Raw genomic sequence first — 18,545 nt, 5'->3', positions numbered from 1 at the left:
ATATTTATGAGACATATACTGACCTATTATTTTATAATACTTCTATTTTTACCGATAACCTCTTTTGCGAATTTACCTTCATTGAGTTACCCAAATACAACAATAACTTATGGGCAAAATGTAAATGTGAGAGCTACTGCTAAGAGTAATAATTCAGTTTATTCATTACAAAATATTCCAAGTGGATTAGTTGGGCATATCTCCATTATAGCAAATGATGACCGAGTTTTCTTAGAATCAACCGCACCTGCTGGCATTTATACGATTACGGTTCGAGCAACCGATAACACTGGATCTACAGATGCTTCGTTTACATTAACTGTCAATAAAGCTATTCTTACGGTAACGGCGGCGGCTAAAACGATTACTTATTGCGACCCTTTTCCTACTTGTACTGCTAATTATTCAGGTTTTCAAAACCTTGATAATCTTGGTTCACTAACGGGTTCTTTGATTTGTAATTATGGGGTAACCGCACCCGCCCCTGCTGGAACTTATACCAACGATATTACGGCAAGTACTTTAGCAAATCCAAATTATACAATAAATTACATCAATAACACGCTTATTGTTGATAAGTCACCGTCGGCAATCAGTCTTGTACAATCCAATTCGAGTATTATTATTGGCGAATCTGTTACATACACTGCCACTGTTTCCCAAAATAAAACTTGTATTCCTACAGGAACATTGACTTTCACAGTAGATGGAGTTGCTCAAAGTCCAATCATTCTTAATAATTTAGGCGTTGCAAGTATAACTATTCCAGACTTTGGCATTGGAGTACATACTGTATTTGCTAGTTTCAGCGGAAGTGATAATCAACTAAGTAGTATTTCTTCAACTATTTCAACAACAGTTTGTCCAATTATAACTATTGGAAATCTTGCCAATGGGATAATTAATGTTCCATTCAATCAAACCATCAGTGTAACTCCTTCAGATTCTTACACCTTTTCAATACCAATTGGTCATTTACCACGAGGTCTAACTTTAAATTCAGTTACTGGACAAATTAGTGGAACACCAGCTGAATCTGGTTTTTTTAGTTTTACTATTGTTGCAAAAAATGGCATTTTTTGTTCAAAAAGTAAAGCATACAACCTAAAAATATTGGGTAACAATTGTGCAAACAGATATTTTGAAACAGCCAATAGTTCACCAATAATTACAGGTGCTGTTCCTTTTGCGTATTCACCTTTATTACCCACCTCACTTCCTGGCGATTATCATTTAGCAACAGATGATTTTAATAATGATGGTATTTTAGATATTATTATGCCTTCAAAAAATGTGTCAAATCGGGCTGCATATAGTTTATATTTAGGCAATGGCAGTGGTGGATTTTCGGGAGGAACGCCAATTCCAACACGCAATACTTTAGGGAATAATATAGCCATTGTAGTGGCTGATTTTGATAATGATGGTGATAAAGACATTGTTTTCGGCGAAGCAAATTTTAGTGAAATAGTTATATTAACCAACGATGGTCTTGGCTCATTTACTCAAACGACTACCCCCACGGGTACAGGTGGTGGTGGTATTGGCACTGCTTTAGCCGCTGCTTCAGGAGATTTTAATCAAGATGGGAAACCAGATTTTGTCATAACCAATGCAGATAATAAACGAGTTCAGGTTTTCTTAAATACAAGCCTTGTCGGTCAAATAAGTTTTAGTAATTTGACACCTGCAATAAATACAGGAATTTTACCAAGAAGCATTGTAGTTGGACATTTTAATGCGGATGAAAACTTAGATTTTGCCACTGCCGACTACACCGATAATACTGTGAGCGTTTCGTTTGGTGATGGATTGGGCGGGTTTTCACTTGCTTCAACTTTTACTGTTGGATTAAATTGCCGTGATATTGCCACTGGAGATTTTGACAACGATGGAGATTTTGATTTAGTGACGGCCAATTATGGCGAAAGTACCATTTCAATCTTGACCAATAATGGTAGTGGGAATTTTACCGTTTCATTCAAAACTGTTAGTTCAAAAATGAATGGTGTTTTAGTAAATGACTTTAATGGCGACGGTTTCTGTGATATTCTTACAAGTTCACAACTGATTGTGCCACCAACCAATAATTCATCTTTCGTTTATTTACTTTACAATGATGGCAATGGAAATTTCGCAACACCAACAACTTTAGGCACTGATTTCTTTTCGGTTGGTTTGCAACCTGGCTCACTTGTTTCAGGAGATTTTAATCAAGACGGTTCATTAGATTTTATTTCCGCTAATATTGGTAATGATGGAAATACTGGAAGTTTGTCGGTAATTCTTAATAATTGTCCGCCAATTGCCACAAATTTTTCACTGAATCACGGCATTGGGGTTTCAAGTAATATCAAAATTTCAACAGCATTTGATGGAAATCAAGCGGCAAATACATTGATTCCCCAAATAAATAGTGGCAATTCGGCTATCGTAAATGGTGTTAGTATTTCAAACTTAACAATCAATCCAGATGGAAATATCATGGCTGACGTATCGGCCATTTGCTCGGCTACAAACGCAACATTTTCGGTTTCTGTGACTGATAATTTTAACAAAGTCTCAACAGCTACTTTAAGTATAAATATTATTTCTGGCCCAATTATAACATCCCAACCCACTAGTCAAAGTACTTGCGATGCAACTCAAATCATTTTTCCTGTGGTAGTTACAGGTTTAGGATTAACTTATCAGTGGCAAGTAAGTACCAATAATGGCTCAACATTTTCTGATTTATTAAATTCGGCAACTTATGCAGGTGCAACAAGCGACACTCTCAAGGTATTATCAAATAGTACCCTTAATGGATACAAATATAAATGTTTAATTACTGGTGCTTGCAGTAATACACAGTCAAATATTGTTACCCTAAACGTACAAAACCCTGCAATAACTTTGAGTGGAGTTGTACCAAATGGTACGGTTCAAGTATACAATTCGAGTCAAATAAACAGTACTCAAAAAATATCTCAAACCAGCCAAATTGAGTACCGTTCTGGTAAGTCAATCGTTTTAACCAATGGTTTTTTTGCTGATAGCCAAAGTGTTTTCAAGGCAAATATTGTTGGTTGCCAGTGATTTTAAGTGATAAAAGTGGTGAATTCATACTGATTCACCACTTCCTCCACAATCTCAAAAAAACGTGCTAATTCTTTCTCTCTGCCACGCAACCAAACCATCCGCATTTCTGATTTCGATACATTATCTCGCATTTCAATGTGGCGAACATTCATATTTTGTCCGCTTAAAGCTGATTTTGGCTCTATTGAGACCCCAACTCCTGCCTCAACCAAGCGTAAAACCGTATTTGAATTGCCAGATTGATATGCAACTTTTGGGATAAATCCATTATTTTGACACATCGCCTCAATACTTTCTACGTAGCCAGAACTTTCGCTTCGGGGAGGTAAAATAAAACTTTCATCTGATAACTGGGCCAACGAAGTGAAATTTTCTTCTAAAAGCCAATGTTTTTGGGGCAAAAGAATAACAAAATTCTCGGCATAAAGTGTTCTTGCGTTGAGTTCTTTTGGAACAATCATGTTTGGTCCAAAACAAACATCAATTGTACGATTTATGAGAGCATTAATGCCAAAAATATTTGTCGATTCATTCAAAATAGTTTTTAATGAAGGCATTTTAGATTGAATTTTCGCCAAAATATTAGGCAATAAAAATTGCATCGATGAACTAGAATGAGCAATTTTTATTTCACCACCTTCACCATTATAAATTTGATTTGTTCTTTGTCTAACTCTCTCAAAATCCTCCAAAATTCGTTGACATTCCTCCCGAAAATACTCACCTGCTTCCGTCAGAGCTACATTTCTTTTATTCCGTTTTAATAGCATCACTTTGAGTTCTTCTTCCAAACCCATTATTTGCCGACTCAAAGCAGGCTGGGCAATATAAATCTCTTCGGCAGTTTTTCTGAAATTAAGTGTCTCTGCAAGTTTCAAGAAATTTTCAATCGTTCTTAAATCCATGATTGATTCATTTTGGGCATCAAATAATCAAAATTAAGTATTTTTTGTTATCAAAAATTAATCATTGCTTTGTAAAATAAAATTTAACTATGAAAATCATTCAAGTACAAAAAGAACATTTAGACTTAGCTGCCATTTTATTTGATGCTTACCGCCAATATTATGGTCAAAAAGCCGATTTAGTAGCAGCAAAACGCTTTCTTTCGGAACGACTTTTACTCAATGAATCTGTCATTTTTTTAGCTTTGGAAGACGATAAACCACTTGGTTTTACACAATTGTACCCAACATTTTCGTCAGTTTCTATGGAAAGGCAGTGGGTGCTCAATGATCTTTTTGTTGATGAAAAAGCTCGTAACAAGGGTGTTGGGAAAGCTATTCTCGAAACAGCACAAAATTTTACCAGACAATTAGGACACAAAGGTTTACTTTTAGAAACAACGCCAGAAAATATTAAAGCTCAAAAGCTTTACGAAAATATTGGCTGGAAACGGGAAGAAAATCATTATTTCTACTGGAAATCTTAAAAAGAAATTTATAGTTTTTATCAATAAATAACATATATTTTAGCTATTTCCACTAATTTAATTGTAGTTTTTCATAGAAAAAAACATTTATTTATGTTTTGAAAAATGTATAATTGATAAATGAGTAATGCTTAAAAGTAATTATAATTGAATTAAGTTTTGACTTTAGAAAACATTAATATGACAAACCTGCAAGAAGCTTTTTCACCTGAAAACTTTCGTCAAAATGCACATAATTTGGTAGATTTATTAGCTGATTATTTAGAAAAATCGCAAGATCAATCTATTTCAAGCGTTATTCCTTACCAAGAACCTGAAGAAACTTTGGCTTTTTGGAAAGCCGATTTTGAAAAAGGTAAAGGTGATATTAATGAGTTTTTCAAGCAAACAATCGAAAAATCAATGCATTTGCATCATCCACGTTATATGGGGCATCAGGTTACGCCTCCATTGCCAATTACAGCAATGGCAGGAATGTTGACAGGAATGTTAAATAACGGTATGGCTGTTTATGAAATGGGTTTGGTATCAAATCCTTTAGAAAGAATTTTGTCTGATTTATTGGCAAAGCGTATCGGTTTTGATAAAAATGCAAGTGGTTTACTTACTTCTGGCGGAACTTTGGCTAATCTTACTGCTTTATTAGCGGCTCGTGCTTCAAAAACTGAAGTTTGGGAAGAGGGTAATCAAGAAAAATTGGCTGTAATGGTTTCGGAAGAAGCTCATTATTGTATTGACCGTGCGGCAAGAATCATGGGAATGGGTAGTGATGGAATAATAAAAATACCTGCCAATGAAAAACTACAAATAAGAACCGATTTATTAGAAAAGTACTATCAAGAAGCAATAAAAAAAGGTTTAAAAGTTATCTGTATTGTAGGAAGTGCTTGCTCAACTTCAAGTGGTAGCTATGATAATTTAGAAGAAATCGCCCTTTTTGCAGAAAAACATAAGCTTTGGTTTCATGTAGATGGTGCTCATGGTGGAGCTGTTATTTTCTCTGAAAAATACAAACATAAAGTTAAAGGAATAAATCAAGCAGATTCGGTTGTAATTGATTGGCACAAAATGTTGATGACACCTGCCTTAGCAACGGCTTTGATTTTTAAAAGTGATGAAGATGCTTTCAAAACCTTCCAACAAAAAGCTCAGTATTTGTGGGCAAATCAGCATTCAAAAGATTGGTTTAACTCAGGCAAACGTACATTTGAATGTACAAAATTAATGATGAGTGTAAAAATATATTCAATTTTGAAAGCTCATGGAGAACATATTTTTGGTGAAAATGTAGATTATCTATATGACTTAGGACGAATTTTCGCCAAGTTGATTCAATCAAGGCCCAATTTTGAATTGGCGATTGAACCAGAAAGTAACATCGTTTGCTTCAGAATAATTAATTCAACATTTAACGACACCAATGAAATTAATACTTTGACTAGACAACAACTATTACAAGAAGGCAAATTCTATATCGTTCAAACAACTTTACAAGAAAAAGTATATCTTCGTGTTTCTTTAATGAATCCTTTAACGACCGAAACCGATTTAAACGCTCTTTTAGATGAAGTTGAAAATATTTATAATCAAGTTTCTAGAAAGTAAACTTTTGGCTTACGCCATTACACTTATCATTTTGATGATATGCACAATGCCAGGTGATAATGTACCAAATACTTACCTCAATGATAAAGTAATCCACATAATCATGTTTTTGGGTTGGGCATTTTGCTGGCAATTTGCTTTCAAAAACTATCAAAAAACATTAATTTCAGGTATTACTTATGGACTTCTTTTAGAAATTGTACAAGGTTATGTACTCATTGCATTTCAACGTAGCTTTGAATGGCACGATATTTTGGCTGATAGTATTGGGGTTATTATTGGTTTATTACTATTTTTTGTTGTGACATTTTTAGGGTTGAAGAAGTAAACTCCAAGTTCATTAAACGAATACCCACGCTATTACTTTTGTAATCTACACAAACTATTTTCTTTATATACTACTATTTTAGTTACAAAAAACTTCATAAATTAATGATGGTTTTTGTGACTAAATTATCTTTTTCCAGTCAAATTTATTGCTATTTTAGGTTTTATGATTTGCATTCGATTAGTAATAATATTGAACGTTTTTATATAAAAAATAATAAAAACACTGTGAACTTTATAAAAATAAAGATACAATCTTGTCATTTGACATTACTTACTGCTGGGTTAGCATACCTTGCTAATGTATTTTGCGTCAATTTAACCTATGTTTTCAAGAAAGAAGCATTTGTTGAATTTGGTCTTAATGAACATCAATTAGTATCCGCTAATACCAATTTACTTATCGTTCAGCATATTGGAATTTTACTCGGAGTATTAATTTTTGGAGTTTTAGCAGACAAAAAAGGTCGGATGGCAATGCTTTTTATATCTGTTTTTACCTACTCAATAGGCACTCTTTTGAGTGGCCTTGTTCATAATTATTATCTATTTGTAGTGCTACGCTTTATAGTTGGACTAGGATTAGCGGCAGAACTAGGAATCGGTTTAGTTTTGGTTTGCGAAATATTCCCTAAAGGAAAACGTATTTACGCCGTCATCTTCATTGCAATTTGTGGGTTTATTGGCATGTTTTTAGTTAGTATTTTTGCAAATGTTGTTTATTGGCGAACCTTATATATTGCAGGTGGTTTACTTGGTTTCATAATTATGTTGTTGCGTTTTTCAACCTTTGAATCTGATATTTTTTTAAAAGCAAGTCAAAATGAATCTTCTGCTCGAAAAACTATCTTTTCACTACTCAAAACCCAAAAAATTTATTATTTAATTTTGAGTATTTTGCCAAGCTACCTAATTACAGCATCTTCTATTTTTGTTGGGGTTACTTATTTTAAAGAATTAAAGATAACTATGGGGCAAAGCATGATGTTTTTTGCGATTGGAGGAGGAATCGGGTTTGTACTACTTGCCATTATAGGGTACAAAATTCGCAGTCGAAAAAAAACAATAACTTTTTGTATATTCTCTTTAGTCTTGCTTTCTCTAATTTATGCCTTTATAAAACCCGCTATTCAACACGCATTTTTACTGTTAAATTTTCTATTTGGTTTATTTATCGCTTACCAATTTGAATTACTGGCACTTACAATCGAGCAGTTTGGCACAAATCTTAGAGCTTTAGCTACAACGATTGTTTTTGGAATAGGCAGAGCATCAGTTTTTTTATTTTCCTTACTTATTCCGATAATCAATATCTTTTTTGATGATTTCCTTCATAGTGTTTTATTTCTAGACTGTATTGTGTTTTCATTGGCTATTTGGGGTATTTCTAAAATTAAAGAAGAATATGGTAAAGATTTGGCTTTTCTAGATTAAAAAATATCGCTACAGTAAACTATTTGATATAATTCACTGAGTTACTTGTAAATATATTCTCTTTATTTTACTGCATTACATTAAATATTAATTACCCTATCTTCATATTATTAATAATTTATGGTTGTATCCTTCCAATCGGAAATCGTACCACCTATTAATATTGATCTAATTTTATATTTACCTTATTTTTTCTGGAAATTCATCATTATAAAGTATTTGAATTGATGTTGTGGTTGAAGAAGTAGGATAATACGGTATTACTTTCAATAAAAACTCGTTCACATTGCTTGATGCATCAGTAGTCAAATACTCTACTTTATAAATTTCAAACTCTTTAACTTTACTGCTGAAAGTATTATCTATGGTGGGCTATTTATTATCCTTTCTACCTCAAAACGATCACGCTTGTCTGTCTATCAACCTTTTCGGTATTTGTAAAAACAGCCTTTATTTTCAATACATATTGTCCAACTGGAACTGGTTGGTTAATGTCATTTCGCCAACCGCCATTCCATGTTTTGTTAATATCATCTGACTCAAAGACTACCTCACCCCATTTATTATAAACCAATAAATGAAATGTATCAAGACTTCTTCCGATTACAACCAATTCGTCGTTTAGACCATCCTGATTAGGTGAAAAGGCAGTCGGGACATAGATTTGAAGGCCACTATCACAAAGTGCTAGCGTCACTTCTGACGAAACAGTATCATTGGCACATACATTTTTTAAGCTTTTTATGACTTTATATACGCCAGCTTCTTTAGTATCCAATTTGTTTGAAGTTGCACTCGGTAAATTAACACCATCTTTTTGCCACTGAAAAAACCATGCTGAATTGGCTGCTGTCTCCAGACCGACTGTTTTCCCATTACAAACTTCTAGGTCTTTTGCGGCAATACCCTCATTCGTTATAATAGGAATAGAAGGGGTGTTTTTAGAGCAATCTACTACTGGAAATTGAAACTCAAGTCTTGAAAAGCCTATCTGTACGCCATTTCTAAACTCGGCACACTCAACAGCAAACAGATACAAACCCGTTTTATTTGGCTTTACCTCTAAAACACCTGTGGTTTCATCTATTTTTAATGGTATTTCTCCAGGAATACTGTTTGTTGCGGAAAGCCCAGCAAGCCAAGTAATAAGCGGATATGGCCCAGCAACTACTATAATATCAGCTAAACCAACTTGATTTTTATTGTTTCCATTGATAGGTGTTACAAGTTTAAATTTTAGTTGGTCATTATCAGCATCAGTTGAATTTATTTTAAAATTGAATGATTTATTGAGACATATATACTCGTTTTTGGTCAATGAAAATACTGGAGATGAATACTGCGGATGTTGTTTTAAAGAGGGAAACTCGGCGTAAAGTACCATACTGGCTTCAGGTGCAGACTGAATATTATCAATATCATCATTGCGACAGCAGCGTTCCCAAACTAAATAATAGCCTTGTGGGTCATCATAAATGTTTGGGTCAAGTGTAGTGAGTAATTTATAGTTATAAGCTCTTTGTTTTACATCTCGTAGTTTTGAACAAGTTGGATAATCCGTAAAAGCTACATCAAATTGATTGGAGTATGGTAGCGTAAAATCAGCCATTTTAATATTATCGCTTTTCCTGAAAATGCGAGCAAAAATAAAGCTATTGGTTTGAAGCCTATTTTGGGTATTAGTAGTTGTAGCATTTAGGTCGATGATAAGCGTTAAATCGATATTATATCTACCTGGTATATTATTAATCTGCTCAAGCCCGATTGTACCCCCTACTATATATGAAGCAAACGTCGGAATCGAGTAGAAAAAATATACAAATAAAAACAAATATTTATCACCCAACCATTGCCAATTGCGTAATAAATATAGTTTAAAATAAAAGTTGTATGGACTTTTCATTAATTTTCTGTCTCACCTGTGTAATCTGCGTTGTCCTGGGTCTCAAAGCCTTCATCTAAAATAAGCTCGTAGCAAGCTTTATCAACAATTGGCTTGGTGGCCAGTATAGCTCCATTTTTCATTAGTTGAAGTTTACCAGTACAGTTATTCGGCAAATTAAGGTTGAGTGGTTTCCATTCGGTAACAGTACCGTTGCTCAATATTGCCCTGATTTCATATTTATAAATATTCTGGTTGGGCGTATAATTTGGGTCTATTTTGGTGTTATTATTACCATCAACAGTTACCCACAACTTTAGTGGCTCATTACCTTGCCCTCGTTGGATTTCATATTTTACTACCTCAGTAGCAGGATAAGCAAACGACAAATTTATTTGTTCGTTACGAGCGTCTAACTGGGCAGAGAAAGCCATCGCTTGTGCTGTGCCTGCGGCAGTTGGCGTTGCGTAGTTATAATGATAAGACTTGATAAGGTTTTCATTAATATCTTTAATATATTCTAATCTATTTAATTTATCATATTTATATGTATTTCTTAGACCAGATGGGTCTGTAGTTGTAGAAATCCCTACTCCTTTTTTGTATGTGTATGAGGTAACCAAAGCACGATTTAGAGAAGAACGTATCTGATTTCCAATATTTAAAATATCACTATCACTGTTATTATCTCCGACATTATCAAAATTAATAATTGAAGCTATCTGTGCTTTAGTAGCGTTCTTAGCTTCCACGATTGGGTAGGTAGAATTATATGCCCATACCAAGCTTGTTGAGATCCCTTCATTAAGTTTAAACTCATTCAAGTTTCCCTTTTTATCGTACACTAAAAAATCAATTATTTCAGGATTTGAATTACTACCGATAAATGATTTAGTTTTACTCATTAAAACTCTTCCATCAAAAACACTGTAATAATAAGCATTTATATTGATGATGTTTCCATTCCGTTTGTTTACTGATTTTAAAACCTTACCAATCATTGACTTACTCCTAAGATTTACTGCTGACATCCCAAACTCTGCGTCACTGATTAAATCATTTGGATAACTAAGTTCGTTTATCAGAGTTTCACCCTTACTACTTTGGGTTGTTGTTTTAGTAATATTATAATGTCTCAATGTTGGGTTGACAATATTTGCACCATCATAATTATTGTCTAAAGTTTGATTAACACTTGTTTGGCTTGAAGGCGTATAATTCACATCATAAAAATAAGCTATTGATGATGATGTTTTATGAAAATCAAAACCCAAATAAGTTCCATAAGAAAAACTGCCATAAACAGATGCTCTATCATCTTTATCATATCTTACTACACCCCATTTTACGGCAATTGGAGTGGTATTATTTTCATTTTTAATTCCATAAATATTGGTCGTTTCTTGTAAAATCACATTTCCTTCATTAAAGGTTCGTGTATTTTTAGGTTTCCCTCTTCTCCAATCTTTTGAAATTACTGGTGAATAGATTGGATAACCATAATATGTTGCCAAAAACTCATCTTGTTGTTCGCTGACAGGCACAAAAGTAGAAACTGTGTAGCCTGAAAATACAGGTAAACCACTTGCATTAAACCCTCCATTCTTTACTTTAATTCTCTCATAATATATGTGATTTCCCCCTGATGAGGTAATTGGTATTTGACTTGCGGATGTTATGCCACGATGAAGAACACCAATAGTTATCTCACCACCAGTATCACCAACTCTACCAGTTCCAATATCTTTGTAAGAATTATAAGTATAAAATGGATTTGTTAATAATTTACCACTTGATAAATTATCTGTATCTAAATATTCATATTCTTTTATTATACAACCAGTAATAGTATTATCGGGGCAACTTATTACTTTCTTTATTCTAAGCCCTCCTGCATTCTTTTGTACAAAAGTAGGATTAGTGGTTGAATATGGATTAATATTTACCGTTATTCTTGCTCTATTGTTTGAAATGACACTTATACCATTTTCAGTGTATAGTTCTGCCACAATCCTAAAAGTTCGCCCAGGTGTTGAATTTCTTGAGAATAAATATTCATATCTTTCAATAACCGTTTCATTTAATACCTGACTTTGCCCTCTTTTTGCAACTATCGTCCTTGTATCAACCATGTTATTTTGTTCATCATAAATACTAACACTTCCAGTTACTTCATCTGTACTACTAGCTCCTCCGATGCTAATATGATAGGCTATTTGCATACATATTTTATCAGTTGGTACACCACTTGGTACTGTAACTATTTGCTGTGTAACTACTCCACCCAAGGAATAATCATAATTAGACATTACTGCTTCTACTTCACCAAGTAAGGTTGTAAATGGCCCAACACAAATATCATTTGGAACTACTCGGCTCAGAAAATTATTGCCTTCATAATCAAAAATGGTGGTTCCTTGGGTTGGAAATGTAATTTTTTCGAGTTGCCCAAATTTTGCATTATTGGCATCTGGCTGTTTGTTTGTTCCTACAATACTTACTAATTTGTTATTGGAAGCTAAGTTTGTTATCGTAAATTCTGGAATAAGTTTTTCACTGACAATCCCATTTTTATATCCCCAATAATCTTCTTCAAATGTTGTTGCTCCGAAATCAACATATCTTGGCACTAATGTTTCCTGATAATAGTTAAAAATATGCGGCGGCATCGCTGAAGAACCATTTTTCTCAGTTAAAGACCTAAGCATCAAACGATTTACTCCCTCAATATATTTAAACTCGAACTCTTTTATGATTTCGGCAAGACCATTTTCAATACTAATTTTTGACAAAGCACGTGGCTTCTTTCCGCTTCCTTTCGTGTCAGTAAAAGTCCAATCGTCTCTATCATTACTTTGTTCAATAAACCTAATAATCCCATCTTTTCCTTGATTCACCTCAATCCTCTCAAGATTCATATCAATCACTTGTTCTTGATATGATTTTGGTAGTTTTACATGCGAGCCAACATTCCAGCCAGATTCTGCATATAAGGGTATTAAAGCATTTTGTGAAAAGTTAGCTGGATTTGTAATTTTTCGGTCTTTATAGTAAAAATCAATTGTATTTCCATTTGGAGTAGTAATATTTGAAAGATACCAAGCATTATAGCGATTTGCAAATGGAAATTCATCATCCGAATTACCGAAAATTGTTCCATCCTTTATATTGAAAGTATATACTGCCCCATTTGAATCGGTAACTTTAAATTCATCAATTACGCCTCTTTGATTTAATTGATTAAAAATATTAGGTGTAGATGTATTAAATGTAGCCAGAACTTTTACGTCACTATAAGGGATAAGCGTGCCATTTTTTGTTGGTGAGGCTATTTGTTCATGTCCAAAATAAAATTTACCACCTACACTACCTGCGTTGAAAGTGAATAAATCAGGTTCAGAATCAAAGTCAAATTCGTAGCATTTTTTTGCAAAGGCTTCTTTTGATAAACCTTCAAATGTTGTATATATACCATTTGAAAAATCTTTAATTACTGCTCCAGTGGCATTAATACCATTATAGCCATACTTCTGTTCATCAGGAATACCTCTCATTTGTCTGTTTATGACACCAAAGGCATTTAAAGACCAACCCATACCAACCCAACCAGGTACATCGCTCATCTTTAGACCATTGCTTGAGTAAGTAAGTGCTATGGGGTAAGAAAAATCATTGAGTTTTATTTCATAAATTGGAATTGCGGGGCTCAGTTGTCCTGAGTTTGGATTGACATTTATATCGCCAAAGCTCCCTAAACTTGCTGCATTTGGAGCGGGTGGAATAAGCTTAGGTACTGTTAAGTTGCTTGTACTTACGGCATTTGTTGAATTGTTTGAAGGAGAATTACTTATTGGAGGAGCAAAAGGTGTTTTTATATATTGTGGTAAATACTTCTGCCCAAAAGTATTTATACCAACGCTTAAAAAAAGCAGTAGCATATAAACAATGTTTTTTTTCATATCTATATGCTGTTTATTCTCACAATTGAGTGAGTTTTGTTTAAATGTAAAATTGCAGGATTTCATAATATTTTTTTTAACTTATTTTGTAATAATGGATTTATTTTGTTACCAAAGATTGTACTGTTTTACTTTCCAAGGTTATATTTTATTACTATCTCTAACCTATTTGTAGGGGTATTAGTATATTGTTCAACTGCAAAACCATTACCTCTGGTGTATCGAGATTCTATCATAAGCTTATTAAAACTTGTCCCGATACCACCAACAATTCCTTCTTCATGCTTCCTAAATTCACGAGAATCAGCCCTTGTAGAGCCTGTACTTGATATTTCAACAAAGCTATTATTATTAATTAACAGTCCATTAGATAAGCCTAACAATAGGTAAATGGATGGGTTTCCCAAATAAACTTTATACCGTATCAAGTTTTGCAGACCCAAGTATCGAATATTAAAATGAGAATAATCAATGCCTTTAACCGTACTTTTTATAGAATAAGTGATAAATTCATTAACAACAGCTATTTTACCCCTTCCTCGTGCAAGTACATAGTTTAGATAAATACCTCCAATAGGCATTAAATTGCCTTTTCCTTTTAATATTATTACCGAATTTGTGTATGGTGATGGGTAAATATAATTTAAGGTCGAATAGGAAACACCACCTAACAAACCATATTCAAATTTTCCTTTATCTTTTGGCGTTATTTGCAATTTTACATTTTTGGTAAAGCAAGTATTATAATTGTCAACTAAATCTTTCATTTCATTCAATGAATATTCTGTCTTTTCTATTGGAAGTTTTTTACACGCATCCGAAAGTAAATTGGTTAATTGTATTTGATACTCCCTCAATTTAGCTATTTCATTGTCTATTCTTATGATATGATAAACTAAAGGCACAATTTTATCAGTCTCTTTTACTAAAAATTGAATATCTAAATCACTATCAACAAACTGATACAAATTAATTCTTCCTTTAGAAATTAATCTAACAAACTTTTTTTTGTCAACTATCTCTTTTTTTCGATTAGCATAGATGCCAAGACTTGAAAATTGATGTTTAGTCAAGTGTCTTGGAAGTTTCTCAAATTCAAAACTTAATGCCTCATAAGTTTCTTTATTATAATCTATTACAAAACCTCTCAAATCATTTACATTATAGATGGAACTTGCTTGATTAGTCTCTTTTTTAAAAGATATTTCAGAAGGGCTTTTAATCCATTCTCGATAATCTATATAGCCACTTAGCGTGTCCTTTTGATTATTTATTAATACCCCTTTTACAAAGTTACTTTGAGCATTACAAAATGTAGAAATAAACAAAAATAGAATGAGTGTGTGTGGTGTTTTTTGCATAACTAATGTATTATTTTTTATAATATTGAATAATTGGTCTTTGAAAATCATCGCTTTCAAGAATATACTTTACCTCATGAGGTAATAATTTTTCATAATCATCGTACTTTTTTTAAATAAAAAATTCATTCCTTCAAGGTCCTATGAAAAACATTGACGCTTAGGCTTTGACCTATCCACTTTTTAACTTCTTGGTTTTTATCTCCAATTTTACTTCATTTGGTTTGTCTGATGCACTCGCCAAAAATACCTCTACCTGCTTTCGGGAGACTCTAAGGGAACAGAGAATTTTATACATAATTCTTCTGAATTAATTTTGTATTCGTTGTTTGGCTGAATATCAATTTAGCTAATGTGAATGAAAAACCTATTCTTTGATGCCGTTGAAACCGGCAATGGATATTGAACGGTTGACACACCGACTAAATTTACATTAGCCGAACTTATAGAAAACTCCGCCTAACGGGTGGACACTGATGGAACTGGAATGATTTTGTATTTGGTTATAATCCAATTAGTAAAAACAGTATTTTTTTCTAATTCTATTTGTCCTTCTATTTTCACATTTCCATTACTTCCTTTCATAATGGCTTCAAACTTATACTTCGAGTCATCTTTTTCGATTATTGGGGTATATTGAATTTCACTTCCTCGAAAATCTCCAAAGCTTTGCCTTACATTATCTTTTTCTTCTATCAATTCAATTAAATTCACCGTTATTTCAGGTGTTCTTTTAAAGAAGAACAACCTAATTATATGCATTATGATTGCAAAAAAAACAATGAATAATACAGCTTTTAAAATAATTTTTAGTTTCATACTTCAGTTATTGATTATTCGGGTTTCGCTGATATTTTTATTTCAAATCCAACAATAAATTTAAAAGCAGCTTTATAATAAATAATTTCTGTTTTTGCTGGTAAAGGGGTTCCTCTGGAAAATTCATTAGTAGTTTCAAGAGCAAATCCTCTAAACCCTTTCTCTGTTTTGGTATATTGAATTACATCTGAAGAACATCCATCACAAAAATTAATTTTCTGTTTTTGTCCTATTTCTATACCCACGCCAGTACTTCCAAGAGAAACCGTTCCTCCAATTTTATTTTCAACTTCTACGCCCTTAATATCTTTTTCAACTTTCTTTTGTATTATACTTTTTGAATTTTCTGTCTCTGTTTTAGTAGTATTCAATATTGTTGATGTTTCGGAATATTTGCCATCATTAGTTCTTCCTAATGAATGTTCCATTAGTTTAACACTTGCTGGACTAAAATCTATTCCTAAACCACTTCCTTTTGCTTCGAGTTCTACACCTACTTGAGGGCCAAATGTAAGTGTAGAAGTAATGTTTATTCCACGAGTTGCTTTTTCAATGTAATCAGAGAATTTCGCAAAAATTGATTCTTCTTTTTTTGAATCTTTCCGCTCAGCACCATCTAAATCAACTCCTGCAATCGGTTCATTCTCCGCATAATCATAAGGTGTTTTATAAGTATAATCATTCGCCAACGGGTCAACACTCGTAAACCTTACATTCATTGGGTCGTACCATCTAAAGCCGTACTCAAACAAACCAATGTCGGTTTGTAGCTCTTTGCCGTTGTAGGTAAAGCGGTTTTGAGGGGTATTTATACTTGGTAATGCATTGGGTAATGTTGGCAATGGTACTGGCAAAATGTCGGCTGCTATGCTTGCTCCCCAAGGTTCATAATGCTCGGTTAGGGTTTCGGCTGGCAAATAGGCGGCATCGGTGGTAGTGGTAGCTGTTGGTTTCTCTACGCATCGGCACGCTACTCGGCTATTGCCCAAATGGACTCACCTTTATTTCAAAGAACTTTATTGTTTATTAGGTCGCATTACAAATGCTCATTCTCTACAAGTCCAGCATCGCAGATGCAGACTAACAGGAAACCTATTTTAGGACAAGACAGGTTTAATCTGATTCATCAGATATTTTATTCAAATACCATTTTCCTGCTTTTTTTATAAAATGATGAATAACATAGACACCATTATCTTCCATTGAATAAATTAATTTTGCATTGGAATTTGAAGCTATTTCTATCTCAATCACATTTTTTTTATTTTTCTTCTCTATCCCAATGAAGTCAGTATATTTCCATTCTTTTTGCAATATTTTTTTTACTATTGATTTACCTTGCTCATTTTCAGTGTAAAGCGGAAGAGGAAATGAAATTCTACCTATTTGAAATGCTCTATCACTTGAAAATTTGACAATAAATGAATTAAAATCTTCATTGATAGTATTTTGCACAGGTACTTTTGGCTGATTTTGAGGCGTACTCCCACACCCCAATGAAACAATTGCAATTATTAATATTTTTAACATAATCTCGTTTAATTTGGTACTATTTTACCATCCACAACTTTATAATTTCCTGCTTTTAAATTTTGTAAACCATCAAAAATAACCTTCTTTCCACCCTTGTAGCATCTGGACCCATCATGGTTGACAGTTGTGGTATTTCGAAAGTTTCATCTTTCTTTTTAATCCATGTTTGAGGGTCTACAACATTACTTTCTTTTTTTCTTTCCCCTCTGTTGGATTATAAGGTTCAAATTCACCCGTTTCTTCATTGACTTTCTCAATTTGATAATGCAAATGAACTTGCCCGCCAAATTCTTTCCCTTTTCTACTTCCACCAATTTCACCCACCTGAATTGCTTCAGTTATTTCCTGACCATCTTCAACATTTATTGCACTCAAATGTAAGTAGCGTGTTCTAAATTTTCCGTCTGGGCTTGTTACTGTTACCATCCTACCTTCATTACCATTTAAGTTATCTTTTATAGATACAGAACCATCATGTGTTCCTAATACAGGTGCTCCGTAATCTGCTCTACCGCCCCCAAAATTAATATCAAGACCTTTATGAAATTTACTGGCATAACTTAACCCTGTATTTCTTGGACCAAACCAAGAGTCTATTCTATGAGCCATTCCCTTAAATAGTTTATTAACTGGAATAGGTATTAAGCCATTGTAATCAATGTACTTTATTGGGTTATCAAAAGCATAAATGTATGAACTCCAACTAGGCATTTTCTCAGTCATTGGGTCAACACTCGTAAACCTTGCGTTCATTGGGTCATACCATCTAAAACCATACTCAAACAAACCAATGTCGGTTTGTAGTTCTTTGCCGTTGTAGGTAAAGCGGTTTTGAGGGGTATTTATACTTGGTAATGCATTGGGTAATGTTGGCAATGGTACTGGCAAAATATCGGCTGCTATGCTTGCTCCCCAAGGTTCATAATGCTCGGTTAGGCTTTCAACTGGCAGATAGGCGGCATCCGTGGTAGTGGTAGCTGTTGGCTTCTCTACGCATCGGCACGCTACTCGGCTATTACTCAAATGGACTCACCTTTATTTCAAAGAACTTTATTGTTTATTAGGTCGCATTACAAATGCTCATTCTCTACAAGTCCAGCATCAAAGATGAT

General features: G+C 33.5%; 13 protein-coding genes. 5 read left to right on the top strand and 8 right to left on the bottom strand.

Annotated elements, in window-relative coordinates:
- The first annotated feature begins 6 nt into the window (after positions 1–6).
- Positions 7–3,078 (top strand): FG-GAP-like repeat-containing protein, encoded by a 3,072-nt coding sequence (locus MJQ71_RS01770; RefSeq protein ID WP_238804000.1) that lies wholly within the window; start codon positions 7–9, stop codon positions 3,076–3,078.
- A gap of 2 nt (positions 3,079–3,080) precedes the next feature.
- Here MJQ71_RS01770 and MJQ71_RS01765 read toward each other — a convergent pair whose 3' ends face one another.
- A complete protein-coding gene (locus MJQ71_RS01765; RefSeq protein ID WP_238803999.1) occupies positions 3,081–3,986 on the bottom strand; it encodes a LysR family transcriptional regulator in 906 nt (301 codons plus the stop codon).
- 89 nt (positions 3,987–4,075) lie between these two features.
- Between MJQ71_RS01765 and MJQ71_RS01760 the strand changes: the two genes are divergently transcribed.
- The 4 genes from MJQ71_RS01760 (at position 4,076) to MJQ71_RS01745 (ending at position 7,879) form a co-directional block, all read left to right on the top strand.
- The gene (locus MJQ71_RS01760) at positions 4,076–4,513 is read left to right on the top strand and encodes a GNAT family N-acetyltransferase (protein WP_238803998.1); all 438 of its coding nucleotides are present in this window, start codon (positions 4,076–4,078) and stop codon (positions 4,511–4,513) included.
- A 180-nt stretch (positions 4,514–4,693) separates the two neighbouring features.
- The gene (locus MJQ71_RS01755) at positions 4,694–6,118 is read left to right on the top strand and encodes a pyridoxal phosphate-dependent decarboxylase family protein (RefSeq protein WP_238803997.1); all 1,425 of its coding nucleotides are present in this window, start codon (positions 4,694–4,696) and stop codon (positions 6,116–6,118) included.
- Positions 6,078–6,446: a VanZ family protein gene (locus tag MJQ71_RS01750; protein WP_238803996.1), complete on the top strand. Its 369-nt coding sequence runs from the start codon at positions 6,078–6,080 to the stop codon at positions 6,444–6,446. Before MJQ71_RS01755 ends, MJQ71_RS01750 begins: the two co-directional genes overlap by 41 nt.
- A 104-nt stretch (positions 6,447–6,550) precedes the next feature.
- The gene (locus MJQ71_RS01745; protein ID WP_238803995.1) at positions 6,551–7,879 is read left to right on the top strand and encodes an MFS transporter; all 1,329 of its coding nucleotides are present in this window, start codon (positions 6,551–6,553) and stop codon (positions 7,877–7,879) included.
- Positions 7,880–8,267: 388 nt separating this feature from the next.
- Here MJQ71_RS01745 and MJQ71_RS01740 read toward each other — a convergent pair whose 3' ends face one another.
- The 7 genes from MJQ71_RS01740 to MJQ71_RS01710 form a co-directional block, all read right to left on the bottom strand.
- A complete protein-coding gene (locus MJQ71_RS01740) occupies positions 8,268–9,782 on the bottom strand; it encodes a T9SS type B sorting domain-containing protein (RefSeq protein ID WP_238803994.1) in 1,515 nt (504 codons plus the stop codon).
- Positions 9,782–13,720, bottom strand: a complete 3,939-nt coding sequence (locus tag MJQ71_RS01735; protein WP_238803993.1) for a hypothetical protein — start codon at positions 13,718–13,720, stop codon at positions 9,782–9,784. Before MJQ71_RS01735 ends, MJQ71_RS01740 begins: the two co-directional genes overlap by 1 nt.
- A gap of 128 nt (positions 13,721–13,848) precedes the next feature.
- Positions 13,849–15,081, bottom strand: coding sequence for a hypothetical protein (locus tag MJQ71_RS01730; RefSeq protein WP_238803992.1), 1,233 nt, complete (start codon positions 15,079–15,081; stop codon positions 13,849–13,851).
- A gap of 459 nt (positions 15,082–15,540) precedes the next feature.
- Entirely contained in the window at positions 15,541–15,795 is a 255-nt protein-coding gene (locus tag MJQ71_RS01725; RefSeq protein ID WP_238803991.1) for a hypothetical protein, read from the bottom strand.
- 119 nt (positions 15,796–15,914) lie between these two features.
- Positions 15,915–16,889, bottom strand: a complete 975-nt coding sequence (locus MJQ71_RS01720) for an RHS repeat domain-containing protein (RefSeq protein ID WP_238803990.1) — start codon at positions 16,887–16,889, stop codon at positions 15,915–15,917.
- Between the two features lie 124 nt (positions 16,890–17,013).
- Positions 17,014–17,430, bottom strand: coding sequence for a DUF4348 domain-containing protein (locus tag MJQ71_RS01715; protein WP_238803989.1), 417 nt, complete (start codon positions 17,428–17,430; stop codon positions 17,014–17,016).
- 177 nt (positions 17,431–17,607) lie between these two features.
- Complete coding sequence (locus MJQ71_RS01710) at positions 17,608–18,456, bottom strand: RHS repeat-associated core domain-containing protein (protein WP_238803988.1); 849 nt, start codon at positions 18,454–18,456, stop codon at positions 17,608–17,610.
- Positions 18,457–18,545: the final 89 nt, after the last annotated feature.

The sequence above is a fragment of the Emticicia aquatica genome, from assembly GCF_923079645.1.
In the GTDB taxonomy this organism is placed as follows: domain Bacteria; phylum Bacteroidota; class Bacteroidia; order Cytophagales; family Spirosomataceae; genus Emticicia; species Emticicia aquatica.
The sequence above is the reverse complement of the archived record's forward strand: the minus strand, read 5'-3'. Positions and strand labels throughout refer to the sequence as shown.